We start from the raw sequence: 23,069 nt of genomic DNA, 5'->3' as shown, positions 1-23,069 counted from the left end.
TCGAATTCTCCTCCTTATTTAGCAAAAGGCATATTGAACTGAGTTAACAGCTCACGAGCCTCTTCGTCTGTCTTAGCAGTTGTAACGAAGATGATATCCATACCTCTTACTTTGTCTACCTTATCATACTCAACTTCCGGGAAGATAAGCTGTTCTTTGATTCCCAGTGCGTAGTTTCCTCTGCCATCGAAAGCGTTCGGGTTAACACCACGGAAGTCACGTACACGAGGAAGAGCAAGGTTGATAAGACGATCAGCGAATTCATACATCTTCTCGCCTCTTAAGGTAACCTTACAACCGATTGGCATACCCTCTCTGATTTTGAAGTTAGCTACTGATTTTTTAGCTTTTGTAGCGATTGCTTTCTGGCCTGTGATCAGTTCCATATCAGCGATTGCTGCATCAAGAAGCTTAGCATTTTCTTTTGCTTCACCAACACCCATGTTGATAACGATCTTATCGAGTTTTGGCACTTCCATAACGTTTTTATATCCGAATTTCTTGGTCATGGCATCCATAATCTCATTTTTGTAAAGTTCTTTTAATCTACTCACCTGTCATGCCTCCTCTCTTAATTAATCGATTACTTTACCTGTTGCTTTTGCAACACGTACTTTTTTGTCTCCATCCATCTTGAATCCAACTCTTGTTGCTTTTCCGTCTACAACGAGCATTACGTTGGAAACATGAAGAGCAGCTTCTTTTGTTGTGATTCCGCCAGCCTGGTTTGCTGCTGATGGTTTGTTGTGCTTTGTAACCATGTTGATATTCTCAACGATTACAGTGTTGTCTTTTACGTTAACGGCAAGAACTTTTCCTTCTTTACCTTTATCTTTACCAGCGATTACTTTAACAGTGTCGCCTTTTTTAATTTTCATAGCTGACATCAGGCACCCTCCTATAATACTTCCGGAGCTAAGGAAACGATCTTCATGAATTTCTTCTCACGAAGTTCTCTGGCAACTGGTCCAAAGATACGAGTTCCTCTCGGAGTTAAGTCATCTTTAATGATTACGGCTGCGTTTTCATCGAAACGGATGTAAGATCCGTCTTTACGACGAGCGCCTTTTTTGGTACGAACAACAACAGCTTTTACTACATCACCTTTTTTAACAACGCCGCCTGGTGTTGCATCTTTAACAGTAGCAACGATAGTATCACCGATGTTTGCATATCTTCTTGTAGAGCCACCCATAACACGAATACAAAGGATTTCTTTTGCACCAGTGTTGTCGGCAACTTTCAGTCTAGTTTCCTGCTGAATCATACTGGTTTCCTCCTTATTTCACTTTCTCTACGATCTCAACCAGTCTCCATCTCTTGTCCTTGGACAGCGGTCTGGTTTCCATTACTTTAACGGTATCACCGATATTGCACTCATTGTTTTCATCATGAGCTTTGAGTTTATATGTTCTCTTTACGATTTTTTTGTAAAGAGGATGTTTTACATGGTCTTCGATAGCAACAACAATGGTCTTGTCCATCTTATTGCTGACAACCTTACCCACACGGGTCTTTCTCAGATTTCTTTCCACGATTATTTCCTCCTATATATCACTACTTCGCAGCGTTTGTCTGCTCAGTGATTACTGTCTGGATTCTGGCAATATTCTTGCGAACCTCTTTGATTCTGCTTGTATTGTCTAACTGATTGGTTGCATTCTGAAATCTCAGATTGAAAAGTTCTTTTTTAGCAGCTACTAATTCTTCATTTAATTCTGCAGCTGATTTTGCTTTTAAATCTTCTACGAATTTATTAATTTTCACTGTTATCACCGCCTTCTAAGTCTGCACGAGAAACGATTTTACATTTACATGGTAACTTGTGCATTGCAAGACGTAATGCTTCACGAGCGATCTCTTCAGAAACGCCTGCGATTTCGAACATTACACGTCCTGGCTTAACAACTGCTACCCAGTATTCAAGGGTACCTTTTCCGGAACCCATACGTGTTTCTGCTGGTTTCGCTGTTACTGGTTTATCCGGGAAAATCTTAATCCAAACCTGACCACCACGTTTGATGTAACGTGTCATGGCAACACGGGCTGCTTCGATCTGATTAGATCTGATCCAGCAAGGTTCGGTAGCAACAAGACCGAATTCACCATAATTGATTTTATTACCTCTAAGGGCTTTACCTCTCATGGAGCCACGGAACTGTTTACGACGTTTTACTCTTTTTGGCATTAACATTATTTATCGCTCCCTTCCTTATTTCCTTTAGTAGGAAGTACTTCACCATTGTATACCCAAGCTTTTACACCAACTTTTCCGTAAGTTGTGTCAGCTTCTGCAAATCCATAATCAATGTCAGCACGAAGTGTCTGAAGCGGGATTGTTCCTTCGCTGTAGAACTCTGTACGAGCCATATCAGCTCCGCCAAGACGTCCGGATACGGATGTTTTGATTCCCTTTGCTCCTGCTTTCATTGTTCTCTGCATTGTAGATTTCATAGCACGTCTGAAGGAGATACGGTTCTCAAGCTGCAGAGCGATGTTTTCAGCAACAAGCTGAGCATCTCTGTCCGGTCTCTTAACTTCTTTGATATCTACGATGAGTTTCTTATCTGTGTATTTCTGTAATTCAGCTTTAACTTTTTCGATCTCAGATCCGCCCTTACCGATTACGATACCCGGTTTAGCAGTGTAGATGATGATCTTAACTCTGTCAGATGCTCTCTCGATCTCGATCTTGGAAACACCTGCGCTGTAAAGTTTTTTCTTTAAAAATGTTCTGATATTATAGTCTTCAACCAGGTAATCTGCAAAATCTGCTTCTGCATACCATCTGGAATCCCAATCCTTGATAACACCGACTCTAAGGCCATGTGGGTTAACTTTCTGTCCCATGCTTTTCCTCCTTATCTTTCATCCAGCACGATGGTGATATGGCTTGTTCTCTTTTCGATTCTGTAAGCTCTACCCTGTGCTCTTGGCTGAATACGTTTCATTGTAGGTCCTTTGTTTGCATAGCACGCTGCAACGTAGAGGTTATCTGCGCTCATTCCGTTATTGTTTTCTGCGTTTGCAATTGCTGACTCAAGCAGCTTCTTCAGAACGCTTGAAGCGTATCTTGGATTGTATGTGAGGATACCAAGTGCTGTCTGCACATCTTTACCGCGGATTGCATCTAATACATAGCATGCTTTCTGAACAGAAATTCTTGCATAAGATAATTTTGCAGACGGTCTTGTCTCTCTATTACTCTCATTTCTGGCTCTCTTAATCTGGCTTCTATGTCCCTTTGCCATTTTAAAGTGCCTCCTTTCCATTTAATCGATATCTGGTAACACCGCCTTGCTGCCCCCTTGCGGGACAACAGGCAGATTATTTATTTAAATTAATTCTAGCGAACGCCGGATTTCTTTTCGTCTTTTCCGTGTCCTCTGTAAGTTCTTGTTGCTACGAACTCACCAAGTTTATGTCCAACCATATCTTCTGTTACATATACCGGCACATGTTTTCTTCCATCATGTACTGCAATTGTATGTCCTACGAAGGACGGGAAGATAGTGGAACGACGTGACCATGTTTTGATCACAGATTTATCATTTGCAGCATTCAGAGCGTCAACCTTTTTAAGCAGGCTTGCATCTGCGAATGGTCCTTTTTTCAGTGAACGAGACATTCTGTACCCTCCTTATTATTTTGTTAAAGCTTTTCCATCGCGTCTTCTTACGATGAGCTTGTTGGACTGTTTGTTTTTCTTTCTGGTCTTCAGACCAAGAGCAGGTTTGCCCCATGGTGTACACGGACCTGGGCGACCGATTCCGGTCTTTCCTTCACCACCACCATGCGGATGGTCATTCGGGTTCATTACAGAACCACGAACTGTAGGTCTGATTCCCATGTGACGTTTACGTCCAGCTTTACCAACGTTAATAAGGTTATGATCGCCGTTACCAACAACACCGATAGATGCGCGGCATACAAGCGGAACCATTCTCATTTCACCTGACGGTAATCTTAATGTTGCGTATTTTCCTTCTTTAGCCATCAGCTGAGCACCGTTTCCTGCGGAACGAACCATCTGTCCGCCTTTTCCAGGATGAAGCTCAACATTATGAACCATAGTACCAACCGGGATAAGTTCCAGCGGCAGGCAGTTTCCTACACGGATTTCTGCTTCCGGACCGTTCATAACTTTCTGTCCGACTTTCAGTCCTTCCGGTGCAAGAATATATGCTTTCTCGCCGTCTGCATAGCAGATCAGAGCGATGTTAGCTGTTCTGTTCGGATCGTACTCAATTGTCTTAACTGTTGCAACAACATCATCTTTTCTTCTCTTGAAGTCGATGATTCTGTATTTTCTTCTGCTTCCGCCTCCGCGGTGTCTAACAGTGATTTTACCCTGGTTGTTACGTCCAGAGTTTTTCTTCAGAGATACGACTAAGGATTTCTCAGGGGTGCTTGTTGTGATCTCAGAGAAATCAGATCCAGTCATATGTCTTCTGGAAGGTGTATATGGGTTATAGGTTTTGATTCCCATGATGTTTCTCCTTTCGAATATTAGTTATCATGCTTTCCAGCATATATCTTCTGAAAGCTGAGGGATTATAATTCCTCGAAGATCTCGATGTCTTTGCTTTCTTCTGTAAGAGCTACGATCGCTTTTTTGGTTTTAGCTGTCTTTCCAACAACTGCACCACGGCGTTTTTTCTTACCATCCATGTTCATGGTATTTACGCTCTTAACTTTTGTTCCTTCGAACATTTTCTCAACAGCCTCTTTGATCTGAGACTTGTTTGCTTCCGGATGTACCAGGAATGTGTATTTCTTTTCTCCCATGGCGTTCATGGATTTTTCTGTGATAACCGGTTTCAGGATCACATCATAATACTTAATATCTGCCATTATGCGTACACCTCCTCGATGGATGCTACTGCATCTTTGGTAACTACTACTGTATTGTGTTTCATAACATCATATACATTCATAGTACTTACTGTTGCAGTCTGTACATCTGCGATGTTTCTTGCTGCAATAACTACGTTCTGGTCATCAGCTGCTGTGATAACAAGAGCTTTGTCTGCTTTGAGGTTTGTAAGAACCTTCTGCATTTCTTTTGTCTTTGCTTCTGCAAGTGCAAGGCTGTCTACAACAACCAGTTTATTATCCTGAACTTTAGAAGTCAGAGCTGATTTCAGAGCTGCTCTTCTTTCTTTCTTGTTCATTTTTACTTCATAGTCTCTCGGAACCGGAGCGAATACTACACCGCCGCCAGTCCACTGTGGTGCACGGATGGAACCCTGTCTTGCATGACCTGTTCCTTTCTGTCTCCACGGTTTTCTTCCGCCGCCGCTTACTTCAGAACGTGTTTTAGCTTTCTGAGTACCCTGGCGTTTATTTGCAAGCTGACGAACAACTGCGAGATGAACAAGATGCTCGTTGATCTCTACTCCGAACACTGCATCGTTCAGTTCCATTGTTCCAACTTCATTGCCTTCCATATTAAAAACTGTTACGTTTGCCATTCTGATGCTCCTCCTTTCTCAATTATAAAGACTTTACTGTCTCTTTGATGGTAACCATAGATTTCTTAGGTCCTGGAACAGCACCTTTCACTAACAGTAAATTGTTTTCTGTATCTACACGAACGATTTCAAGATTCTGAACAGTTACCTGTACATTTCCCATATGTCCTGGCATGTGTTTTCCTTTGAATACTTTACTCGGATCGGAGCAAGCACCGTTGGAACCTGCATGACGATGATATTTGGAACCGTGAGCCATAGGTCCTCTGGACTGTCCATGTCTCTTGATGGCACCCTGGAAACCTTTACCTTTGGAAACTGCTGTAGCATCGATGTGATCTCCAGCCGCAAAGATATCAGCTTTGATTTCCTGTCCTACTGCATATTCTGCAGCGTTTTCGAATCTGAATTCTTTAACGAATCTCTTAACAGCAACTCCAGCTTTGTCGAAGTGGCCTTTTTCCGGTTTGTTCACCAGTTTTTCTCTGATGTCGCCGTATCCAACCTGAACTGATGCATATCCGTCGTTTTCCTCTGTTTTAACCTGAGTTACAACGCATGGACCAGCCTGTAAAACGGTTACCGGAATTAACTGTCCGTCTTCATTGAAGATCTGAGTCATTCCGACTTTAGTAGCTAAAATAGCTTTCTTCATTTCTTTCTTCCTCCTTATAGCGGATTACCATAAAGGCAATCATATAGTTTTTTGAAATGCCCAATGGACATTTAAAAACGAGTTAATTATTTGTTTTTCATCTTGATATCGATGTGAACACCTGCAGGCATTTCCAGTCTGGAAAGTGCATCTACTGTTTTCTGAGTTGGTGTCATGATATCGATGAGTCTCTTATGAGTTCTCTGTTCGAACTGCTCTCTGGAATCTTTATATTTGTGAACAGCTCTTAAGATTGTAACAACTTCCTTCTTAGTCGGAAGCGGAACTGGTCCGCTAACAGTTGCTCCGTTCTTTTTAACAGTATCGATGATTTTTGCTGCTGATGCATCTACTAACTGATGATCATAAGCCTTTAAAGTGATTCTCATTACCTGATTTGCCATAAAAAAAGTCTCCTCCTATTCGTACTCAATTATGCAGTACGACAAGCGGCGACTGTACACATCTCCGTGTGTGTCATGCGACATTTATCCACACGTCCATCCCGATGATGGTTTCTGAACTTGTACAGTGACTTGTCGTCAGTTTCCTAACTTGACATTCGCTCCACGGAAAACCTGCCGGTAATATGGCAGCAACCTCGCGCTTCATAGCTATCATGTCACAGCAGATATTAGTATATACGATGATTCTTAATTATGCAAGTCTTTTTTTTATTTTTTTGAACAAATTTCTGCACAATATTTTTATCTGTTTTCTTCTTATTATAGTGCAAAATGCAGCGAAAGGTTTCTTTGCCCTTCGCTGCATCTGATTTAGTGATTTTCTTTCTATATATAATAAAGAAACATCATTCAATTATTTATTCCTCTGACTCCTCATCACCACCGATAATATCAGAGTAGTCAAATAATGTAACCTTTGTGATAGAATCTCTGACGATATCCGGAGCATCTCCGGCCTTTCTCGCTTTGTCCGCGAGCTGAGAAGCAGTATAATGCGGGATTGCAAGTTTCTTGATCTCTACCGGTTTCTCTTCAGGCTCTTCTTCAGCCTCCTGGATGTTCGGAATCTCTTCTGTATGGCCGCCGGCACTTCCATATGCATCCTGCTCATCATCGGAAAATTCCTCTGCCGTCGCTGCCGCGATTTCCTTCTTGAGAAGTTCATGCGCCTCGCTGGTTGCAGTCTGCATGTTTCTTACCGGACGAGTCTTCTTCTGTACCGGTGCTTCCTCCTCCAGATCATCCTCGTAAATCTCATCTACGAATCCACCTGTACGGATCTTCTTGCGTTTCTTTTCTTCTTTCTTAGCCTGTTTGCGTCGTGCCTTCTCTCCGTAAAGAAGTTCTCTGTCTTCTTCATCCATTCGTCTCGCACGTGCCTTCTCTTCCATGCGGAGTTCCTTCGCAGTCTTTACATGTCTGCGGTCTCCAAGAAGATCCTCATATTCATCTTCCGGTTCCTTCTTAAGAAGCTCTGCCACAACATAAAGAATGATGAGGAAAAGAACAATCAGTCCAAGAACGATCAGTCCCTCTGTGCTCTCCGTTGCTGTCAGGACATATCCTACAAAAGGAATCGTAACAACAACCTTTGGAACCCAGTTCTTAACAGCTACTGAGATATTGCTCTGCTCAGCCACAGTCGGATCAATAACTGTACCTATGTTATTATCTCCTATGCTTACAAGGTTATAACGATAGGTAGCAGAGTCCTTCTTCACCAGGAGCGGAGTTCCCGGTGCATTCTTTACTTCTTCGGTCCTCACCGGTATCGCATATGTCACAGAACCCATGGGCAGATTGGTAACCTTATCGCTGCTGTCCACGATCACAGTAGAAACCCCAAAAAACGGCGGCAGTGCCATACCGAGTATCAGTATGATCGTACATATGATCACAAAATGTACAATAAATTTCAAAAATTTAGACATTGGTATCTCCTTCGCTTTGGTTTACATTCATTAACATTTTATTATTATACCCTGTTTTTGTTTTATGGTCAACTTATAATCTTGCTTTTTGCCAGATGCAAAAAGCATTGGCCGGACTGGTCTTCTTCCGGTCAATGCTCTTATTACTCCGCTCTTAATTCTTATTATTGATTACTCAAATATTTCTCAATACTTGTCATTGCCGCTTCTTCATCATCACCATTTGCGGAAAGTGTGATCTCTTCACCTGAATCCAGCCCTAATGTCATCATTCCCATAATACTTTTTGCGTTTACCTTTTTTCTTCCAATCTCAACATAGATCTCACTGTTGAACTGGCTTGCAACCTGTACCAGCTGCGCAACCGGACGTGCCTCCAGCCCTGTAGACAGTTGAATAGTGATTGGTTTTTTAATCATAATAAATCCTCCTCGTTCATCCGCAGTCCATCAGCAATCTCGCTGAGCTTTCTCAGGCGGTGATTGACCCCCGACTTTCCTACCTGCGGATTTAACATCATACCTAATTCTTTTAGTGTAGCTTCCGGATACTGCAGTCTCAATTCCGCAATTTCGGCAAGTCCCTCATTCAGGTTGTGAAATCCCATTCTTTCCTCGATCAGCCTGATGTCCTCTGCCTGTTTCACTGCTGCATTCACCGTTTTGTTGATATTTGCTGTTTCACAGTTTACTTTCCGGTTGACGTTGTTTCGCATTTCCTTGACGATCCTTATGTTTTCCAGATTCATCAAAGACACATTTGCCTCCATAACCGCCAACATTTCAACAATCTGTGCGCCCTCCTTCACATAGACCACATATGACTTTTTGCGCGTGACAATTTTGGCATCAATATCAAAGCTGCGGATAAGCTCCTGCAGCTGATCTGCCTTTTTTTCTTCTGAACAGACGATTTCCAGATGATACCCCTTTTCCGGATCGCTGATCGATCCGGATGCCAGAAACGCGCCACGGATAAAAGCCCGCTTGCAGCATACCTGCTGGGTAACGAATCCGTTACCCGCATCCAGCATACCTCCGTTATATTCATCTGCAGAAAGTTTCGTTCCCTGAAGTACAGTTTCTATCTGTTCCGGGTCTGCAATCTCGACGAAATATATCTTTCCTTTTTTCATCTGACAGCTTTCCCGAATAGCTATTGCTGTCTCTATATTAAAGGTTTTTGTCAGCAATGTAAAGTACTTTCTTACAACAGCATAATTTTCGGTCTGAAAATGTAGTATCCCTTCTGCTGTCATTCTTCCACATGCACTCAGAAGTGCCGTAATTTCGGCAAGCCTGCAGTGCCTTGCCATGCTGATCTGTCTGGAAAGTTCTTCTTTCACCATCCCCGAAAAAGACATTTCCATTCTCCTATCTCATATCATTTATTTTTACGCAGTGCATCTTTACCTATATCTCTGTGTTCCAGGCGAATCCCATAACTCCGCTCTGCATGCAGCCGGTCATAGAGCACTCTTGCCAGAGTAACCGAACGATGCTTTCCGCCCGTACATCCGACCGCTATCACAAGGTTTGTCTTCCCTTCCTTTGCGTAGTTCGGAATCAAGAACTTCATCATATCTTCCAGCTTATCTGCAAAATCCTTCGCCGTCTGGTTCTGCATCACATAATTGAACACGCCGTCATCCATTCCTGTCTGCGGACGCAGTTCATCCACATAATAAGGATTCGGAAGGAATCTCACATCAAACACAAGATCCGCATCCTCCGGTATCCCATATTTAAATCCAAAGGATAATACTGAGATCATCATATTGTCGAACTTACCGTTCTCCACAAAGATCTTGTCCAGTTCCTTCTTAAGTTCCCTGGTAAGCAGATGCGTTGTATCTATAATATAGTCTGCACGTTCTTTAAGGAAGTTTAATCTCTTTCGTTCTTCCCGGATTCCCTCATCAACACGCCCTGCCATAGCCAGCGGGTGCGTTCTTCTTGTTTCCTTGTATCTCTTAACAAGTGTACGATCGTCTGCATCAAGAAAAAGGATTTCGAACTTGTGTCCCATTTCTTTAAGCTGATCCAGTACTTCTTCCAGACCTTCCAGATATCTGCCGCTTCGGACATCCAGCCCGATCGCTGCGTTCTGAATATCCTCGCCCTGATTTGCCGACATCAGAGAAACAAACTTTCCAACCAGCTGTATCGGCAGGTTATCTACGCAGAAATACTGTGCATCTTCCAGCATTTTCATTGCTGTGGATTTGCCCGCTCCGGACAATCCTGTAACAATTACCAGTCGCATTTCTTATCAAATTCCCCCAAAAATTTCACTTCCGGTTCCAGAGTTACTCCATACTTCTCACGGACCACTTCTGTCACATGCTTCATCAGGCTCACAACATCCTCTGCTGTCGCATCTCCGGCATTGATCACAAATCCGCAATGCTTATCTGATACTCTGGCACCACCGATCTGACAGCCTCGAAGCCCGCTGTCCATGATCAGCTTACCGGCAAAGTATCCTTCCGGACGCTTGAACGTGCTTCCTGCACTCGGAAACTCAAGCGGCTGTTTTGAAGTACGCTTCTCACGGAGTTCTCTCGTGAGTGTCTTGATTTCTTCCAGGTTTCCCTCCTTAAGAGAAATTGTTGCCCCAAGTACCAGATAACCGGCTTTTTTGATAATGCTGGTACGGTATCCCATCTCAAGTTTTGCTGCCGGGATCACACGAACCTCACCTTCCCCGGTCATTACCGTTACATCCTTGAGTACATCCTTCATCTCTCCGCCATAGGCACCTGCATTCATCACAACAGCTCCGCCAAGCGTTCCCGGAATGCCTCCCGCAAACTCAAATCCCGTAAGGGATGCTCTTCTGGCTGCAACCGCAATAGAAGAAAGGAGTGCTCCCGCTGCTGCACGGATCTCAGTCCCTTCTACAGTGATCTGCTCCATATTGCGATCCATCTGGATGATCACGCCTTTGTAGCCCTGATCACTTACCAGCAGGTTGCTTCCGTTTCCAAGTATAAAATACGAAAGCTTCTCCCTTCTGCATATTTCAAGAGTCTTTTGTATTTCTTCTATTGTTCTCGGCATCACGAAGACCTCTGCCGGTCCGCCAATGCGAAAAGTTGTGTGACGTTTCATAGGCTCTTCAAAGAGCACCTGCTCTTCTCCCAGCTCCTGGCAAAATTTCTGCTTGATCTGCTCGTTCACAAACACTGTCCTCAATCTTTCTATTTATTTATCAGGTTCACAAACTCCTGATTTTGTTATTTTTTGTGTTTTTCAGCAAGAATATCCCTGACTACCTCACCGGCAGTCATAAGACCTGCCACTCCCGCTACAAATGAAATACTTCCCTGGATGTTTTTCTCGACACTTGGTTTGATCTTTCTGAATTCAAATCCTCTGTGTGAATGTTCTCGTGAACAAATCACCTTAAGTCTTCTGACGCCTCTCTTCCGGAGTTCTGCACGCATCTTCTTGGTCGCAGAATCTGCCGCGACACGAGAAATATCCATGATCTCCAGTCTCGAAGGATCTAACTTATCTCCCATACTCAGACATGAGATTACCGGAACCTTATATTTCCCCGCCTGCTCTATCAAGAGTATCTTAGATGAAACCGTGTCCATTGCATCCACGATATAATCGTACATTCTCAGGTCAAACAGTCCCATAGTATCTTCATTATAGCAACTTTCGTATGTGTGTACCAGAATATCCTCATCAATATTACGTATCCGTTCTTTTGCGATCTGCACTTTCTTATGTCCGATCGTAGACTGCAGTGCATAGAGCTGTCTGTTTATATCTGTCACGGATATCTCATCATAATCCACAAGAGTAAGACTTCCTACTCCACAGCGTGCCAGTGCCTCCACTGTATAGGAACCCGCACCGCCAAGTCCGAAAACTGCGATCCTGGCGTTACTCAGGCAGTCTACACCCTTCTGCCCCAATAATATTTCCATTCGAGAATATGCATCATACATGCAAAACCTCCCTATACCATTCTTGTAGTTATTACTGTTCACTCCGCTCACAGCAACCTGGTGAAATGTCACGCACCCTCATTTTTACTAATTATACTATCTCCTCAGATAAAAGTACAGTTTTTCATAGTTTTTTAAGAATTAATGTATGATTCTATCAAATTTTCACATACTAAACATAAAAGTCAACCGAAAAGGAGTTTTTTTATGTGGCAGCAAATTTTTTTAGGTTTTCTTGGACTGTGCTCAGGTATCATCATCGCCGGCGGTGCGGTCGGACTGATGATCGGCCTTTCCATCGTGCCCAGATATGCCGGCATCACACGTACCGCAGATTCTGTCCTTCTTTATGAAGATATGACTCTGCTTGGTTTTGTCTTTGGCAATGTGTTCTGCCTGTTTCACTTTTCGCTGCCTCTCGGCATTCCTTTTCTGATAGTATATGGTGTTTTTTCCGGCATTTTTCTTGGAAGCTGGATCCTGGCTCTGGCAGAGGTAGCCTCTGTCTTTCCTGTCTTTTTCAGGAGGATCCACCTGACGGAAGGATTCCCGGCAGTCATTCTCTCTATCGCCGTCGGGAAATGCATCGGTACACTCATTTTTTACTTTTTTGGCTGGCAATAAGCCTCAATCATTATATGCATAAACCACATAAAAGTCAAACCGAAAGAGAGGAGTTTTTCATGACAAATAAACAACAGCTCCAAAAGCAGAAAAAATACGAACAATATGTCAAGTCCGTTACACCAACTCACAGCCTTCCCATAAATATGGCAAAAGCCTTTCTCACCGGCGGACTCATCTGTCTTCTGGGACAGTTCATCCTGAACACTGCACAATCCATGGGTATCGATCAGGAAAGTGCCGGAAGCTGGTGCTCTCTCCTTCTGATCTTGCTGAGTGTCCTTCTGACAGGGTTCAACCTGTACTCCAAAATCGGAAAATTCGGAGGTGCCGGAAGTCTTGTCCCTATCACTGGATTTGCAAACTCTGTTGCAGCTTCAGCCATAGAATTCCAGGCCGAAGGACAGATTTTTGGAATCGGATGCAAGATTTTTACCATCGCAGGTCCTGTGATCCTGTACGGAATCTTAAGTTCCTGGCTCCTTGGCATCATCTACTACATTCTTAAACTTATGGAGGTGATCGGATGAGCAACACAGTTCAGATGGGAAAAGCAAGCCTTGCATTTCATGAACCAGTTTATATCCAGAGTGCTGCTTCCATCGTAGGAAAAAAAGAAGGCGAAGGACCATTAAAGCACTGCTTCGATATGATCAGTGAGGATCCCCGTTTCGGAACGGACACCTGGGAAAATGCAGAAAGCACACTCCAAAAAGAAACTGCGATCCTGGCAATCGGAAAAGCCGGGCTTAAGCCCTCCGATATCCGCATGGCCTTTGCCGGTGATCTTCTCGCCCAGACAATTGCCTCTTCTTTTGGCATTGCAGAAATAGGCATCCCGTTTTACGGGCTGTACGGTGCCTGCTCCACGATCGGAGAATCTCTCTCCCTCGGTGCCATGTCTGTAGCTGCCGGTTATGGTTCACACATACTCTGTGCTGCTTCCAGTCACTTTGCTACTGCCGAAAAAGAATTTCGTTTTCCACTGGGGTACGGCAACCAGCGTCCCCTGTCCGCAACCTGGACAGTGACCGGAAGCGGAGCCTGCGTTCTCGGAGACAAGCCGCCTCTTTCTGGTGATTTTCCCAATGCATCCCCTCTGCGTCACGAGAACGGATGTGCTGTGATCACCGCTGTCACCACCGGAACCGTGATTGATTTTGGATTTCGTGATTCCCTGAACATGGGCGGATGCATGGCTCCTGCCGCAAGCGACACTATTTCTCGCCATCTGACCGACTTCCGGCGTCAGCCTTCTTATTACGACGCCATCATCACCGGAGACCTCGGCAGAGTCGGACAGCGGATCCTGTTTGATCTTCTCGGCGAAAAAGATATCTCCATCTCTTCCCGCCACTATGACTGCGGGCTTCTGATCTTTGACAATGATGCACAGGATACCCATTCCGGAGGCAGTGGATGCGGATGTGCGGCCGCTGTTCTGGCAGCCTTCATCCTTCCACGCGTTGTCAGCGGACAGTGGAAAAAAGTCCTTTTTGTCCCCACCGGTGCCATGCTCTCCAAAGTCAGCTTTAATGAGGGCGAATCCGTTCCCGGCATCGCCCATGGAATTGTTATTGAACACGTGCAATTATCCTGAAAGGAGTTTCATATGGATTATTTTAATGCCTTCTGGGTCGGCGGCGTCATCTGCGCCCTGGTCCAGATTCTTCTTGACAAAACCAAACTGATGCCCGGCAGGGTTATGGTTCTTCTTGTCTGCTCCGGTGTCCTCTTAAGTGCTGTCGGAATCTATCAGCCATTGGTCGACTATGCCGGTGCAGGTGCTTCGGTCCCCCTTCCCGGATTTGGGCATCTTCTCTGGAAAGGCATGAAGACAGCCATTAACCAGGATGGTCTTCTCGGACTTTTTACAGGCGGCTTCACTGCCTGTGCCGCAGGTGTGTCCGCTTCTCTGATTTTTTCATACCTGGCCAGTCTGATCTTTAAACCTCAAATGAAAGATTGATTATTTCCATCGCATCAAAGGAGTTTTCTTATGAGTGATACTTTATATTTACAGCTTGATACAAATATTCAGGTACAGCATCCGCATATTTATCTTCAGGACATCGCAAAGCTTGCCTGCAGCAACGCAAAAGTCCTGAACCGTCTCCGTGTTCTTCCTGTTGCCAGCCTGGATCACATGAAATCCGGTCAGTATGTCATGTCCGTCATGGATCTGATCGATATGATCCAGAAAAAAGAACCTGATCTCAGCATTTCTCATATAGGAGAACCCGATTTCATTCTTACCTACCACAAAAGCTCTGCATCCGGCACTGTATTTCGCTGGCTCAAAATCTTTTTCGTCTGCCTTGCTACTTTTTTCGGAGCTGCTTTTTCCATCATGACCTTTAATACAGATGTGGATGTTGGCAGGTTATTTCAGCAGGTTTATTTTCAGGTGACGGGAGAAATCTCCAGCGGTTTTACTGTCCTGGAGATTTCCTACTCTATCGGCCTTGCCGTCGGAGTTCTGTTCTTCTTTAATCATTTCAGCCGTCTGAATTTTTCGGCCGATCCTACTCCAATGCAGGTACAGATGCGTAAATACGAGGATGATGTCAACGCAACCATCCTCGAGGATCTCAACAGGAAAAATCTCTGCAAAAATCCAAATGAGAAGAAGGCTTCCTGATCTCTCCCTCAACAACAAAGGACAGAACACGGTCTCCCGTTTCTGTCCTCTGTCTGCCGAATGATTTCTTTCCCTGACTGTAAATGATCAGTCCTCAAAACAACTGATCATGTAGCCGTCATTTTCGATGACTACATCTGAAACATTATCTCTGTCCCAGATTGCATCACTGATGATAGATCGTAAGCTCTCATCCATCTGAATGTTGAAATTTTCTTCAATAATCTGAAATGGAACATTCTCATGTTCCTGTGCATACTCCATGATGAAATCAAGAATCTTCTCTTCCATGTCTATAAATCTGCCTTTCTATAATTAACATCTGTACCATCTTACCTCAACTTTTGAAATATGTCCATGGAAATTTGTGATTTTATTTTAGTACTTATCTTTTTCGTTTCATCCACTTACAGGATCCTTTTTGTCTTGCATTTCTTTCTCTCCTGTGCTATACTCTCTACCGTCAAAGCCCATAAAAACAAGGTCTTACAGGGTTTGACCGGCGGTCACCGCCGTAAAATGTGCTGAGTGTTCGTGACCTTCCACTCATAAAACAAAACTAAAGGAGAATTGAATAATGAAAAACAAAAACACTATGTTCCTTGTGCAGGCAGCTGCCATCGGTGCTATCTATGTAGTTCTGACTCTGCTGTTTGCTCCATTAAGCTATGGTGAAGTTCAGGTCCGCTTCTCTGAGGCACTGACTATTCTGCCATACTTTACACCGGCTGCAATCCCGGGATTATTTGTAGGATGTATTCTTTCCAATCTTCTTGGCGGTGCGATTCCTGTAGATATCATTTTCGGAAGTATTGCAACACTGATCGGTGCAATTTTTACTTACAAGCTGCGCGGCGCCAGCAAATGGCTTGCTCCATTGCCGCCAATCGCCGCCAACACAGTGATCGTACCTTTCGTTCTTTACTACGGATATGGTGTAAATCTTCCGATCCCGCTGATGATGCTGACCGTCGGTGCCGGCGAAGTCATTTCCTGCGGAATCTTCGGAATGATCGTTCTTACCGCACTTTCCAAAGTAAAAGGATCTGTTTTTGGAAAAACAAGTTACAGTAAATAGTGATTTTTTAGGTAGCTGCTGTTTTTTCAGCAGCTACACTTCTTATAAGACTTATTGTTTATTTCATCCCTTATGCGAATTTCTCATCTTCTCCAATATCCTCTTCTCCATCCTCGACACCTGTACCTGTGATATTCCCAGAACTTCAGCCACCTGCGTCTGGGTCATATCCCGGAAGTATCTCATATAGATCAGCCTTCGTTCTTCGCTCTTAAGTTCCCCCAGAAGTTCTTCCAGAAATATCCGGTTCAGTAAATTCTCCTGTTCGTCTTTTTTCTCTGGGATTTTATCGATCAGTGAAATATCTGTTCCCTCTCCTTGATAAACGGTTTTGTAAATAGATTCTACATTTACAGCGGACTCCAGAGCCATGGCAACTTCTTCCGCCGCGATTCCGAGTGTTTCCGAAAGTTCCTGGATCGTCGGCTCCCGCCCGGATTCTCTCTCAATTTTCTCCCGTGCCTGATAGACTCTGTGTCTGCATTCCTTTATAGCCCGGCTTACCTTTATCATCCCGTCATCCCGGAAGAAGCGTTTCATCTCTCCAATGATCATTGGAATAGCATACGTTGAAAACTTTACATCAAATGCCGGATCAAATTTATCCACGGCTTTGAGAAGGCCGATACTGCCAATCTGAAATAAATCTTCCATCTCCACGCCCCTTCCAAGAAATCGCCTGGCAGCACTGTAGATCAGTCCTGTATTTTCTTTAAATAAAGTATCTCTTGCCTCTTTATCTCCCTGGTGTGCACGCCCGATCAGGGCAAGAGTATGCTCCATATCCCCTCCCTATCGACCGATGATTTTTTTCATGCGCACGCGGGTTCCTTCTCCGACCTGTGATTCCACCTTAAGGTCGTCCATAAACGCCTCCATAAAAGTGAACCCCATGCCCGAGCGGTCTTTGTCTGCCTTTGTAGTGTACATAGGCTCCATTGCTTTCTCTACATCTTCAATCCCCTTTCCATGATCCGTGATCTCCACATAGATTTCCTGACCGGTAAGCAGAAGTTTCATTTCTATCTTATGTACTTCTCCTTCATACCCATGGATAATGCTGTTAGTCACCGCTTCTGATACTGCGGTTTTCAGATCCGCCACTTCCTCCAGCGTCGGATTCAGCTGTGTGCAGAAGGATGCAGCTGTGATCCTCGCCAATGCTTCATTCACCGGCAGACTGTCAAAAATAAGTGTTATTTCATTCGTCCTTTCCATAATGTCCTCCCTCTTCGATTTTTTTCTGAATTTCCATGTATCTGTGAACTCCTGACAGGTGAAGCAGTTTATCCATATACCTGTCCACATTGACAGCTGCTATACATTTCTGTCCCATCCCAAGGGCACGGTATCTTCCCATGATCAGACCAATACCGGAGCTGTCCATAAATTCTGTATTCTCAAAATCAAATATTATTTTTTTGATGTAGGCTCTGCTCATGATCCTGTCGGTTTCTTTTCGGATCCTGTCCGACTGCGGATGATCCAGTTCCTGTGGAAGATGAATGGTCAGAACCGCTTCTTTGAATTCAAATATTTCGCTCATTTTGTCCCCCCTTCTCAGATATGTCGAAAGAAAAAAGGAGATGTACTCTATGTACATCCCCTTCTCCGAGGTTTTTCTTATATCGTTTCGCTTATTTCTGTCTTACAGTTATTCATAACTGTTCAGCACCCTCGCGGGATACTGCCTCCTGAATAGTTACTATTATTATAACTGTTCAGTATCCTCACAGTTACGAGTCAAAATGCATTCCAAATCACCTTCGGTGATGGCATTTTGCCTTGTATGTCTCGGGATTTTGGCAAAAAACATGCCAAAACGCCTCGCGGGATACTGCCTCCTGAATAGTTACTATTATTCATAATATTCCGAATCGTCGTATTCTCCGCTGTCATCGCTTCCATCATCTGATGTATCTGATGATCCGGTGTTTCCGGAATTTACAGCCTGACTGATCGTATTATAGATTGTTTTCTGTGAGTCGGAAAGGACATCCTGCTGCACATTCTGCAGTTCCAGGGCCGCATCATCAAAACTCTTCTGCTGATAAGCCGCATATGCCTGGAGCAGTGCCTGATAGCTTTTGCTCTTTGTCTGCTCTGATGTAAGCTGCTGGCTTACCTCATCCGCGGATTCTGTAGCTTCTTTTGCATCACTCTGTGCTTTGGTAAGCTCAGCTGCCTGGCTCGCAAGCGACTCACTGTACTGAACAATCTGCTGATTCGCTTCCTTGTAAATGCCCTGGCGGATTGCCGGTGCTGCAAGAAGCCAGAACGCTCCTACCCCTGCTGCAATTCCTGCCATCAGGATAAAAAAGGCTGAGAGTCCTGAACGTTCCTTATAAACCGGCTGCTGCACAACCTGCTCCGATGCAAAAATATCCGTATCCTGTTTCGAAGCCTTATTGGAATGAAAAAGTCCTTTTTTGCTTTTTTCCAGATTGGTCGTTACACCGGTCTGCTCATCCACCTCTCGCAGGAAGCGAAGCGTTGTCGTATTTGTCTTGTCAATGCGTGCAGCTTTTTTGAGGGTTCTTCTCGCCTTGTTCCATTCGCGATTCTTCATCTGGATCAATGCCAGAAGATGATATCCCTTGATCAGTTTCGGATTCTGAGACAGAATCCTGCGAAGCTTAATCGCCGCCATATCTTCATGTCCTTCACGACACAGCATCAGCGCGTTGTTGTATTTCCTGATTGTTTCATTGATCGCATTCAGACGGTTTCTGTTTGCCTGAAGCTTATTGATATATTCTGTTGCAAGATTTCTGGCTGGCTGCAGATTCTTACTGATGACCCATTCACTGAGTGCGGAAACCACTTCTCCTGTCTCAAAATACACAAGTCCAAGAAGGTTTCTCGCTTTGATGTTTCTTTTATCATAGATCAGACTCTGTTTCAGACATGCAATTGCACCGGAAAGATCACGAATACTTGCTTTTTCCAGCCCCTGATTATAAAAACTCTTTGACAGGTAATCCACTTTTTTCTGAATCAGAACATTGTATCCGCAGTTCGGACAGTAGTCCAGATCCATGTCTGTAAGAAATGCCCCACAGTTCACACAATTCATTCAATGTTTCTCCCTTTGTGTATTGATTTGTCTTATTTTACACGTCTATTGCTTTTTGCTTCTCTTAAGACCTCCTGAAGGACATCCAGAATGTCTGTCAGTTCTCTGTCATAAATTGCACCCTCTGCGTCTGTAACATCCAGACAGGGTTCAAATTTCTTCAGTTCCTCTTCATAATCGATCATAATAATTTCTCCTTATTTGCCGATTCCCTTAAGAATGGCGGTTTTAATCTCACCCACCAGATAAAGGGAACCTACACAAAACAGCAGTCCATCGTCTCCTTTTTCCGAGAGTGCTTTCCTGAATGCTTCTTCTGCATCTTCACAGACCTCTGCCGAAGTACATCCATTCTCCTTAAAAATCTCCGCCAGCTGCTCAGCCGGTACTTTACGATAGCCGCCTACCTGAGTGACCACTACATGTCTGAACTGGATCTTGTCCAGGATGGTGCGGATCATATCCGTATAATCCTTATCATCCACAGCAGAAAACAGCAGAGTAAGCGGATAGTCCTTCTGAAAATGTGCTGCCGTTTCTACGAATCGTGCAACTCCATCCTCATTATGGGCCCCGTCTACAATGACTCCCGGCAATACAGTTTCCATTCTTCCCTGCCAGCGTGTCTCAATAAGTCCTTTCCTCACAGCTTCTGCCGATACCGGAATCTCCTCCTTAAGGACCTCCATCGTCTTGAGAGCAAGAGAACTGTTCATCACCTGATACAGTGCAATGAACGGAATGGAAAATACTGTGTTACCATAATACTCATTCTTAAATGAAAAATCAATGCCGGAACAGGTATTTCGTATAATTTCCGTATCTTCCCTCGTAACTTCATAGCATGGACTGTTCAGCTCCTGTGCCCGTTCTCTGATGACCTTTGCCGCCTTTTGATCGTTTCCGTCATAGATCACAGGTACGCCCGGAACAATGATCCCTGCTTTCTCTCCCGCAATTTCTTCGATCGTATTGCCGAGATACTGCATATGATCAAAGCTGATCGAAGTGATCACACAGGCTACAGGATTTTCTACCGCTGTTGTTGCATCAAGTCTTCCGCCAAGTCCTGTCTCCAGTACTACATAGTCCACGCCTGCATCTGCAAAGATCACCATTCCCATCAGGAATAAAAACTCAAAATAGGTAGGATGATAGTTTCCTTCCTTTACCAGTTCATCTGCCAGTTCTTTCACCTTGCAGAATGCATCCAGAAACACTTCATCACTGATATTCTTCTCATTGATCTGGAAACGTTCATTGATCACAACCAGATGCGGCGAGGTAAAAAGTCCGCAGGAGTATCCTGCTTCTCTCAAAATGGAAGTCAGGAATGCACAGGTACTTCCCTTACCATTCGTACCGGCCACATGGATCACACGGAATTTATCCTGTGGATTTCCAAGGCGTTTCAGACATTCCTTTGTGTGTTCCATTTTATTTTTGGTCGTAAATTTCGGAGTTTCTTCAATATAAGCAACTGCTTCTTCGTAATTCATAAAAAAATTCACCACTTATCCTATAATGTATTCGCAGCAGCAGGAAAAAATTCCCCTGCTACTACGATATCCATTATATATGAGTGGTGAAAGATGTCCAGTACCAATCGTAATCTTTTATTCGTCAGAATTATGAATCTTCTGACGGAATTTTCCATTTATTCTCATTATACAGCATATAGGCAGAACGGTCATAGCTCTTGCTCAGTGCTTTTCTGGTAGAACTGTTGCTTCTCTGAACAACGGAAAGACGGTCAAAATCGTTGATCTCTGTTCCGGAGATTATCAGCGTCGTCGGATTTACATATACTGTATCATACCAGTCTCCATTCAGTTTAACCTGACTGGATGGCGTAAAGTTTGTTCCTTTGAGGCGATAGGTGTAATCTGCCGTCGAAACCATCTCCATTGAATCCAGTGTCACGTCATAAAGTCCCATACGCATCTTGGTCCTCTGAAACGGATTCTCACCATCATAAGAATATTGTTTTCCGTAAAGCACATCATACTGAAGGGTTTCCAGATCCACCTGATAATTTCTTGTGTTTCTTCTTGCCTGATGATAACGAAAAACAGTACCCTCATGGATTCCTGCACGGTCCATAACCTCTGCCGCCATCTGATATGCTGCCAGGTTCTCGTCCTTTTTCTTAAGCCCAAAATTGTCCCACATAACATACTGTGTCTGGAAAAGATATTTGTTCTTAAGATCTTCTACGGTGAGTCCCATAGTCGGAAGATGATCTCCATACATAACAAGAATCACATCTTCCGGATAGTCAGCAAGCGCATCTGTCAGTTCCTTGACAAACTGGTCCATCTCATGAATCTCATTGCAGTAGTATTCCCACTGGTTATTCTGGTTTTCGGTAGCTGCACCTGTAACGGTGATCTCCGGATCATCCAGCACGGATTCTTCCGGATAACCGCCGTGCCCCTGCACCGAAATTGTATATACATAATCCGGTTCTTCTGTGGAGTCCAGGCATTTGATGATCTCATCTGTCAGAACCTCATCCTTTGTCCAGCCAAGTGGATTTTTGTCCTCTTCCTCCGGCATATATTCCGCAGAGGTAAAGGTGTCAAATCCGAGATTCGGGAAGATACTTCTTCTTCCATAGAAGTTTGCCTCATTGTTATGTACTGCGTGAGTCACATATCCCAGATTCTTAAGTACATATGGTGCACTCTCGCAGGTGGTTTCCTTGAGGATACTCTTGTAAGGATACTCTCCCGGTCCGAAATAGTGAAGGCTCATCCCTGTGATGGACTCAAATTCTGTGTTGGCAGTTCCTGCTCCTACAGAAGGCACCTTATAATATCCTGAACTGTATTCTTTCATCAATTTACGGAAGTTCGGGATTGGATCCTCTGAAATATTAAGATAGTTTACCAGTGTCGGATCAAAAAACGACTCCAACTGCAGAAAGAGAATATTCGGTTTGCTGTCTTCCTTTGTGGCAGGAAGATTATCTTCTGTCTTCTCGATCCGTGTAATCTCCTGTTCTGAGTAATCTCTCGGACAACTGATTCCTGTATCAAAGATCGTAACCGCCAGACAGTATGGGTAGCCATAGTCCTCGTATGCGAATGCAATGTTTCCAAAGTAGTTGGACAATACTCTTTTTTCCAGTGCCAGCTGCGTGGCTCCGGCAAAAAGTGCTGCTCCGACAACGACAAGCAGAAGGTCATAACGAAACTTCACCTTTCGTTTATAGCTCGGTGCTTTAATCAGAAGTACGAGAAGAAGAAGTACAAAAAATCCCAGTATGATCAGTGCCACTACAACTCCCCAGGACGGAAGATATTTATTCAACACTGCCATTCCATCTGTCAGAAGATGAAGGTCCGGTCCGGTAAACGGAGTAACCCTGTTTAACAGAATCACTCCATTGACAATGCCCAGCAAAAGCCACAGAATTGCTATCAGCACACGCCAGAAACATCTCTTGCGAAAAAGATACACCAGCAATGACGTTGTAAAGATCAGTGCGGCATTATATGCAAAGATAAGTGGTTTTGTGGTCATGTATGTCCATGCCGCCGAAAATGAATGACGGCTGATCGCCTCGATCAGAAAATATCCTGCCGTACTGCACAGTGCATGAAGCAGCAGTGAGATCCGGTTACACACTTTATACCATTTCATCCGAATACTCCT

Annotated in this window: 34 protein-coding genes; 6 read left to right on the top strand and 28 right to left on the bottom strand. The window is 44.0% G+C overall.

Annotated features, from left to right (window positions below):
* Positions 1-14: 14 nt before the first annotated feature.
* From rplE to GT674_RS00710, 20 genes are all read right to left on the bottom strand, one after another.
* Positions 15-554, bottom strand: a complete 540-nt coding sequence (gene rplE, locus GT674_RS00805) for a 50S ribosomal protein L5 (RefSeq protein WP_044925691.1) — start codon at positions 552-554, stop codon at positions 15-17.
* A 21-nt stretch (positions 555-575) separates the two neighbouring features.
* Positions 576-887: a 50S ribosomal protein L24 gene (rplX, locus tag GT674_RS00800; protein ID WP_161283919.1), complete on the bottom strand. Its 312-nt coding sequence runs from the start codon at positions 885-887 to the stop codon at positions 576-578.
* Between the two features lie 11 nt (positions 888-898).
* Positions 899-1,267, bottom strand: coding sequence for a 50S ribosomal protein L14 (rplN, locus tag GT674_RS00795; RefSeq protein ID WP_019162495.1), 369 nt, complete (start codon positions 1,265-1,267; stop codon positions 899-901).
* Positions 1,268-1,280: 13 nt separating this feature from the next.
* Positions 1,281-1,535: a 30S ribosomal protein S17 gene (rpsQ, locus tag GT674_RS00790; protein WP_008707264.1), complete on the bottom strand. Its 255-nt coding sequence runs from the start codon at positions 1,533-1,535 to the stop codon at positions 1,281-1,283.
* 22 nt (positions 1,536-1,557) lie between these two features.
* The gene (gene rpmC / locus GT674_RS00785) at positions 1,558-1,767 is read right to left on the bottom strand and encodes a 50S ribosomal protein L29 (RefSeq protein ID WP_118039832.1); all 210 of its coding nucleotides are present in this window, start codon (positions 1,765-1,767) and stop codon (positions 1,558-1,560) included.
* Positions 1,757-2,194: a 50S ribosomal protein L16 gene (rplP, locus tag GT674_RS00780; protein WP_019162497.1), complete on the bottom strand. Its 438-nt coding sequence runs from the start codon at positions 2,192-2,194 to the stop codon at positions 1,757-1,759. Before rplP ends, rpmC begins: the two co-directional genes overlap by 11 nt.
* On the bottom strand, positions 2,194-2,850 hold the full coding sequence (rpsC, locus tag GT674_RS00775; protein WP_005424980.1) for a 30S ribosomal protein S3: 657 nt from the start codon (positions 2,848-2,850) through the stop codon (positions 2,194-2,196). The genes rplP and rpsC overlap by 1 nt, the downstream gene beginning before the upstream one ends.
* 11 nt (positions 2,851-2,861) lie before the next feature.
* Positions 2,862-3,251, bottom strand: coding sequence for a 50S ribosomal protein L22 (gene rplV, locus GT674_RS00770; RefSeq protein ID WP_005424978.1), 390 nt, complete (start codon positions 3,249-3,251; stop codon positions 2,862-2,864).
* Positions 3,252-3,346: 95 nt separating this feature from the next.
* A complete protein-coding gene (gene rpsS / locus GT674_RS00765) occupies positions 3,347-3,628 on the bottom strand; it encodes a 30S ribosomal protein S19 (protein ID WP_008707255.1) in 282 nt (93 codons plus the stop codon).
* 15 nt (positions 3,629-3,643) lie between these two features.
* A complete protein-coding gene (rplB, locus tag GT674_RS00760) occupies positions 3,644-4,489 on the bottom strand; it encodes a 50S ribosomal protein L2 (RefSeq protein WP_161283918.1) in 846 nt (281 codons plus the stop codon).
* Between the two features lie 65 nt (positions 4,490-4,554).
* On the bottom strand, positions 4,555-4,854 hold the full coding sequence (rplW, locus tag GT674_RS00755) for a 50S ribosomal protein L23 (RefSeq protein WP_161283917.1): 300 nt from the start codon (positions 4,852-4,854) through the stop codon (positions 4,555-4,557).
* On the bottom strand, positions 4,854-5,474 hold the full coding sequence (rplD, locus tag GT674_RS00750; protein WP_161283916.1) for a 50S ribosomal protein L4: 621 nt from the start codon (positions 5,472-5,474) through the stop codon (positions 4,854-4,856). Before rplD ends, rplW begins: the two co-directional genes overlap by 1 nt.
* A 22-nt stretch (positions 5,475-5,496) precedes the next feature.
* On the bottom strand, positions 5,497-6,129 hold the full coding sequence (gene rplC, locus GT674_RS00745) for a 50S ribosomal protein L3 (protein ID WP_161283915.1): 633 nt from the start codon (positions 6,127-6,129) through the stop codon (positions 5,497-5,499).
* Between the two features lie 86 nt (positions 6,130-6,215).
* Positions 6,216-6,533, bottom strand: a complete 318-nt coding sequence (rpsJ, locus tag GT674_RS00740; protein ID WP_161283914.1) for a 30S ribosomal protein S10 — start codon at positions 6,531-6,533, stop codon at positions 6,216-6,218.
* Positions 6,534-6,952: 419 nt separating this feature from the next.
* Entirely contained in the window at positions 6,953-8,026 is a 1,074-nt protein-coding gene (locus tag GT674_RS00735) for a hypothetical protein (RefSeq protein WP_161283913.1), read from the bottom strand.
* 164 nt (positions 8,027-8,190) lie between these two features.
* Positions 8,191-8,445, bottom strand: a complete 255-nt coding sequence (locus GT674_RS00730; RefSeq protein ID WP_161283912.1) for an HPr family phosphocarrier protein — start codon at positions 8,443-8,445, stop codon at positions 8,191-8,193.
* A complete protein-coding gene (gene whiA / locus GT674_RS00725; protein WP_161284096.1) occupies positions 8,442-9,389 on the bottom strand; it encodes a DNA-binding protein WhiA in 948 nt (315 codons plus the stop codon). Before whiA ends, GT674_RS00730 begins: the two co-directional genes overlap by 4 nt.
* 20 nt (positions 9,390-9,409) lie before the next feature.
* A complete protein-coding gene (gene rapZ / locus GT674_RS00720; protein WP_161283911.1) occupies positions 9,410-10,291 on the bottom strand; it encodes an RNase adapter RapZ in 882 nt (293 codons plus the stop codon).
* On the bottom strand, positions 10,279-11,208 hold the full coding sequence (murB, locus tag GT674_RS00715) for a UDP-N-acetylmuramate dehydrogenase (RefSeq protein WP_161283910.1): 930 nt from the start codon (positions 11,206-11,208) through the stop codon (positions 10,279-10,281). The genes rapZ and murB overlap by 13 nt, the downstream gene beginning before the upstream one ends.
* Before the next feature lie 56 nt (positions 11,209-11,264).
* The gene (locus GT674_RS00710) at positions 11,265-11,990 is read right to left on the bottom strand and encodes a tRNA threonylcarbamoyladenosine dehydratase (protein WP_161283909.1); all 726 of its coding nucleotides are present in this window, start codon (positions 11,988-11,990) and stop codon (positions 11,265-11,267) included.
* Between the two features lie 207 nt (positions 11,991-12,197).
* Here GT674_RS00710 and GT674_RS00705 point away from each other — a divergent pair, with 207 nt between their 5' ends.
* The 5 genes from GT674_RS00705 to GT674_RS00685 are packed head-to-tail and all read left to right on the top strand — an operon-like array spanning position 12,198 to position 15,255.
* On the top strand, positions 12,198-12,614 hold the full coding sequence (locus tag GT674_RS00705; RefSeq protein ID WP_161283908.1) for a stage V sporulation protein AB: 417 nt from the start codon (positions 12,198-12,200) through the stop codon (positions 12,612-12,614).
* 59 nt (positions 12,615-12,673) lie between these two features.
* Entirely contained in the window at positions 12,674-13,144 is a 471-nt protein-coding gene (locus GT674_RS00700) for a SpoVA/SpoVAEb family sporulation membrane protein (RefSeq protein WP_161283907.1), read from the top strand.
* Positions 13,141-14,214 (top strand): stage V sporulation protein AD, encoded by a 1,074-nt coding sequence (locus tag GT674_RS00695; protein WP_161283906.1) that lies wholly within the window; start codon positions 13,141-13,143, stop codon positions 14,212-14,214. Before GT674_RS00700 ends, GT674_RS00695 begins: the two co-directional genes overlap by 4 nt.
* Before the next feature lie 12 nt (positions 14,215-14,226).
* On the top strand, positions 14,227-14,583 hold the full coding sequence (gene spoVAE / locus GT674_RS00690; protein ID WP_161283905.1) for a stage V sporulation protein AE: 357 nt from the start codon (positions 14,227-14,229) through the stop codon (positions 14,581-14,583).
* Between the two features lie 30 nt (positions 14,584-14,613).
* Entirely contained in the window at positions 14,614-15,255 is a 642-nt protein-coding gene (locus GT674_RS00685; RefSeq protein ID WP_161283904.1) for a stage V sporulation protein AA, read from the top strand.
* An 87-nt stretch (positions 15,256-15,342) separates the two neighbouring features.
* On the opposite strand, the gene GT674_RS00680 is transcribed toward GT674_RS00685, so the two are convergent.
* On the bottom strand, positions 15,343-15,546 hold the full coding sequence (locus GT674_RS00680) for a hypothetical protein (RefSeq protein WP_161283903.1): 204 nt from the start codon (positions 15,544-15,546) through the stop codon (positions 15,343-15,345).
* Positions 15,547-15,832: 286 nt separating this feature from the next.
* On the opposite strand from GT674_RS00680, the gene GT674_RS00675 reads away from it, so the two are divergent.
* Positions 15,833-16,333: a QueT transporter family protein gene (locus GT674_RS00675; protein WP_161283902.1), complete on the top strand. Its 501-nt coding sequence runs from the start codon at positions 15,833-15,835 to the stop codon at positions 16,331-16,333.
* Between the two features lie 63 nt (positions 16,334-16,396).
* Here the strand turns inward: GT674_RS00675 and GT674_RS00670 are convergent, their stop codons facing one another.
* From GT674_RS00670 to GT674_RS00645, 7 genes are all read right to left on the bottom strand, one after another.
* A complete protein-coding gene (locus GT674_RS00670) occupies positions 16,397-17,116 on the bottom strand; it encodes a SigF/SigG family RNA polymerase sporulation sigma factor (RefSeq protein ID WP_161283901.1) in 720 nt (239 codons plus the stop codon).
* A gap of 9 nt (positions 17,117-17,125) precedes the next feature.
* The gene (spoIIAB, locus tag GT674_RS00665; protein ID WP_161283900.1) at positions 17,126-17,551 is read right to left on the bottom strand and encodes an anti-sigma F factor; all 426 of its coding nucleotides are present in this window, start codon (positions 17,549-17,551) and stop codon (positions 17,126-17,128) included.
* Complete coding sequence (locus tag GT674_RS00660; RefSeq protein WP_161283899.1) at positions 17,535-17,879, bottom strand: anti-sigma factor antagonist; 345 nt, start codon at positions 17,877-17,879, stop codon at positions 17,535-17,537. The genes spoIIAB and GT674_RS00660 overlap by 17 nt, the downstream gene beginning before the upstream one ends.
* Before the next feature lie 312 nt (positions 17,880-18,191).
* Positions 18,192-19,409 (bottom strand): hypothetical protein, encoded by a 1,218-nt coding sequence (locus tag GT674_RS00655; protein WP_161283898.1) that lies wholly within the window; start codon positions 19,407-19,409, stop codon positions 18,192-18,194.
* A gap of 32 nt (positions 19,410-19,441) precedes the next feature.
* On the bottom strand, positions 19,442-19,594 hold the full coding sequence (locus tag GT674_RS17055) for a hypothetical protein (RefSeq protein ID WP_005424949.1): 153 nt from the start codon (positions 19,592-19,594) through the stop codon (positions 19,442-19,444).
* A gap of 12 nt (positions 19,595-19,606) precedes the next feature.
* The gene (locus GT674_RS00650) at positions 19,607-20,908 is read right to left on the bottom strand and encodes a bifunctional folylpolyglutamate synthase/dihydrofolate synthase (protein ID WP_161283897.1); all 1,302 of its coding nucleotides are present in this window, start codon (positions 20,906-20,908) and stop codon (positions 19,607-19,609) included.
* 130 nt (positions 20,909-21,038) lie between these two features.
* A complete protein-coding gene (locus GT674_RS00645) occupies positions 21,039-23,057 on the bottom strand; it encodes an LTA synthase family protein (RefSeq protein ID WP_161283896.1) in 2,019 nt (672 codons plus the stop codon).
* Between the last annotated feature and the right edge of the window lie 12 nt (positions 23,058-23,069).

Source organism: Blautia sp. BIOML-A1 (genome assembly GCF_009883055.1).
Lineage (GTDB): Bacteria > Bacillota > Clostridia > Lachnospirales > Lachnospiraceae > Blautia_A.
This window is presented reverse-complemented; position numbering and strand designations above follow the sequence as displayed.

What these genes read in the sequence shown, in the direction of transcription:
- rplW (WP_161283917.1), bottom strand. Translation starts at nt 4,854, where the DNA reads ATGGCAGATATTAAGTATTATGATGTGATCCTGAAACCGGTTATCACA.
- rplX (WP_161283919.1), bottom strand. Translation starts at nt 887, where the DNA reads ATGTCAGCTATGAAAATTAAAAAAGGCGACACTGTTAAAGTAATCGCT.
- GT674_RS00700 (WP_161283907.1), top strand. Translation starts at nt 12,674, where the DNA reads ATGACAAATAAACAACAGCTCCAAAAGCAGAAAAAATACGAACAATAT.
- rpsS (WP_008707255.1), bottom strand. Translation starts at nt 3,628, where the DNA reads ATGTCTCGTTCACTGAAAAAAGGACCATTCGCAGATGCAAGCCTGCTT.
- rplB (WP_161283918.1), bottom strand. Translation starts at nt 4,489, where the DNA reads ATGGGAATCAAAACCTATAACCCATATACACCTTCCAGAAGACATATG.
- GT674_RS00685 (WP_161283904.1), top strand. Translation starts at nt 14,614, where the DNA reads ATGAGTGATACTTTATATTTACAGCTTGATACAAATATTCAGGTACAG.
- GT674_RS00675 (WP_161283902.1), top strand. Translation starts at nt 15,833, where the DNA reads ATGAAAAACAAAAACACTATGTTCCTTGTGCAGGCAGCTGCCATCGGT.
- rpsJ (WP_161283914.1), bottom strand. Translation starts at nt 6,533, where the DNA reads ATGGCAAATCAGGTAATGAGAATCACTTTAAAGGCTTATGATCATCAG.
- whiA (WP_161284096.1), bottom strand. Translation starts at nt 9,389, where the DNA reads ATGTCTTTTTCGGGGATGGTGAAAGAAGAACTTTCCAGACAGATCAGC.
- GT674_RS00660 (WP_161283899.1), bottom strand. Translation starts at nt 17,879, where the DNA reads ATGAGCGAAATATTTGAATTCAAAGAAGCGGTTCTGACCATTCATCTT.
- GT674_RS00710 (WP_161283909.1), bottom strand. Translation starts at nt 11,990, where the DNA reads ATGTATGATGCATATTCTCGAATGGAAATATTATTGGGGCAGAAGGGT.
- spoIIAB (WP_161283900.1), bottom strand. Translation starts at nt 17,551, where the DNA reads ATGGAAAGGACGAATGAAATAACACTTATTTTTGACAGTCTGCCGGTG.
- rplC (WP_161283915.1), bottom strand. Translation starts at nt 6,129, where the DNA reads ATGAAGAAAGCTATTTTAGCTACTAAAGTCGGAATGACTCAGATCTTC.
- rapZ (WP_161283911.1), bottom strand. Translation starts at nt 10,291, where the DNA reads ATGCGACTGGTAATTGTTACAGGATTGTCCGGAGCGGGCAAATCCACA.
- rplP (WP_019162497.1), bottom strand. Translation starts at nt 2,194, where the DNA reads ATGTTAATGCCAAAAAGAGTAAAACGTCGTAAACAGTTCCGTGGCTCC.
- GT674_RS00730 (WP_161283912.1), bottom strand. Translation starts at nt 8,445, where the DNA reads ATGATTAAAAAACCAATCACTATTCAACTGTCTACAGGGCTGGAGGCA.
- rplN (WP_019162495.1), bottom strand. Translation starts at nt 1,267, where the DNA reads ATGATTCAGCAGGAAACTAGACTGAAAGTTGCCGACAACACTGGTGCA.
- GT674_RS00735 (WP_161283913.1), bottom strand. Translation starts at nt 8,026, where the DNA reads ATGTCTAAATTTTTGAAATTTATTGTACATTTTGTGATCATATGTACG.
- spoVAE (WP_161283905.1), top strand. Translation starts at nt 14,227, where the DNA reads ATGGATTATTTTAATGCCTTCTGGGTCGGCGGCGTCATCTGCGCCCTG.
- GT674_RS00695 (WP_161283906.1), top strand. Translation starts at nt 13,141, where the DNA reads ATGAGCAACACAGTTCAGATGGGAAAAGCAAGCCTTGCATTTCATGAA.
- GT674_RS00680 (WP_161283903.1), bottom strand. Translation starts at nt 15,546, where the DNA reads ATGGAAGAGAAGATTCTTGATTTCATCATGGAGTATGCACAGGAACAT.
- GT674_RS00655 (WP_161283898.1), bottom strand. Translation starts at nt 19,409, where the DNA reads ATGAATTGTGTGAACTGTGGGGCATTTCTTACAGACATGGATCTGGAC.
- GT674_RS00670 (WP_161283901.1), bottom strand. Translation starts at nt 17,116, where the DNA reads ATGGAGCATACTCTTGCCCTGATCGGGCGTGCACACCAGGGAGATAAA.
- rplV (WP_005424978.1), bottom strand. Translation starts at nt 3,251, where the DNA reads ATGGCAAAGGGACATAGAAGCCAGATTAAGAGAGCCAGAAATGAGAGT.
- GT674_RS17055 (WP_005424949.1), bottom strand. Translation starts at nt 19,594, where the DNA reads ATGATCGATTATGAAGAGGAACTGAAGAAATTTGAACCCTGTCTGGAT.
- GT674_RS00650 (WP_161283897.1), bottom strand. Translation starts at nt 20,908, where the DNA reads ATGAATTACGAAGAAGCAGTTGCTTATATTGAAGAAACTCCGAAATTT.
- GT674_RS00705 (WP_161283908.1), top strand. Translation starts at nt 12,198, where the DNA reads ATGTGGCAGCAAATTTTTTTAGGTTTTCTTGGACTGTGCTCAGGTATC.
- GT674_RS00645 (WP_161283896.1), bottom strand. Translation starts at nt 23,057, where the DNA reads ATGAAATGGTATAAAGTGTGTAACCGGATCTCACTGCTGCTTCATGCA.
- rplD (WP_161283916.1), bottom strand. Translation starts at nt 5,474, where the DNA reads ATGGCAAACGTAACAGTTTTTAATATGGAAGGCAATGAAGTTGGAACA.
- rpsC (WP_005424980.1), bottom strand. Translation starts at nt 2,850, where the DNA reads ATGGGACAGAAAGTTAACCCACATGGCCTTAGAGTCGGTGTTATCAAG.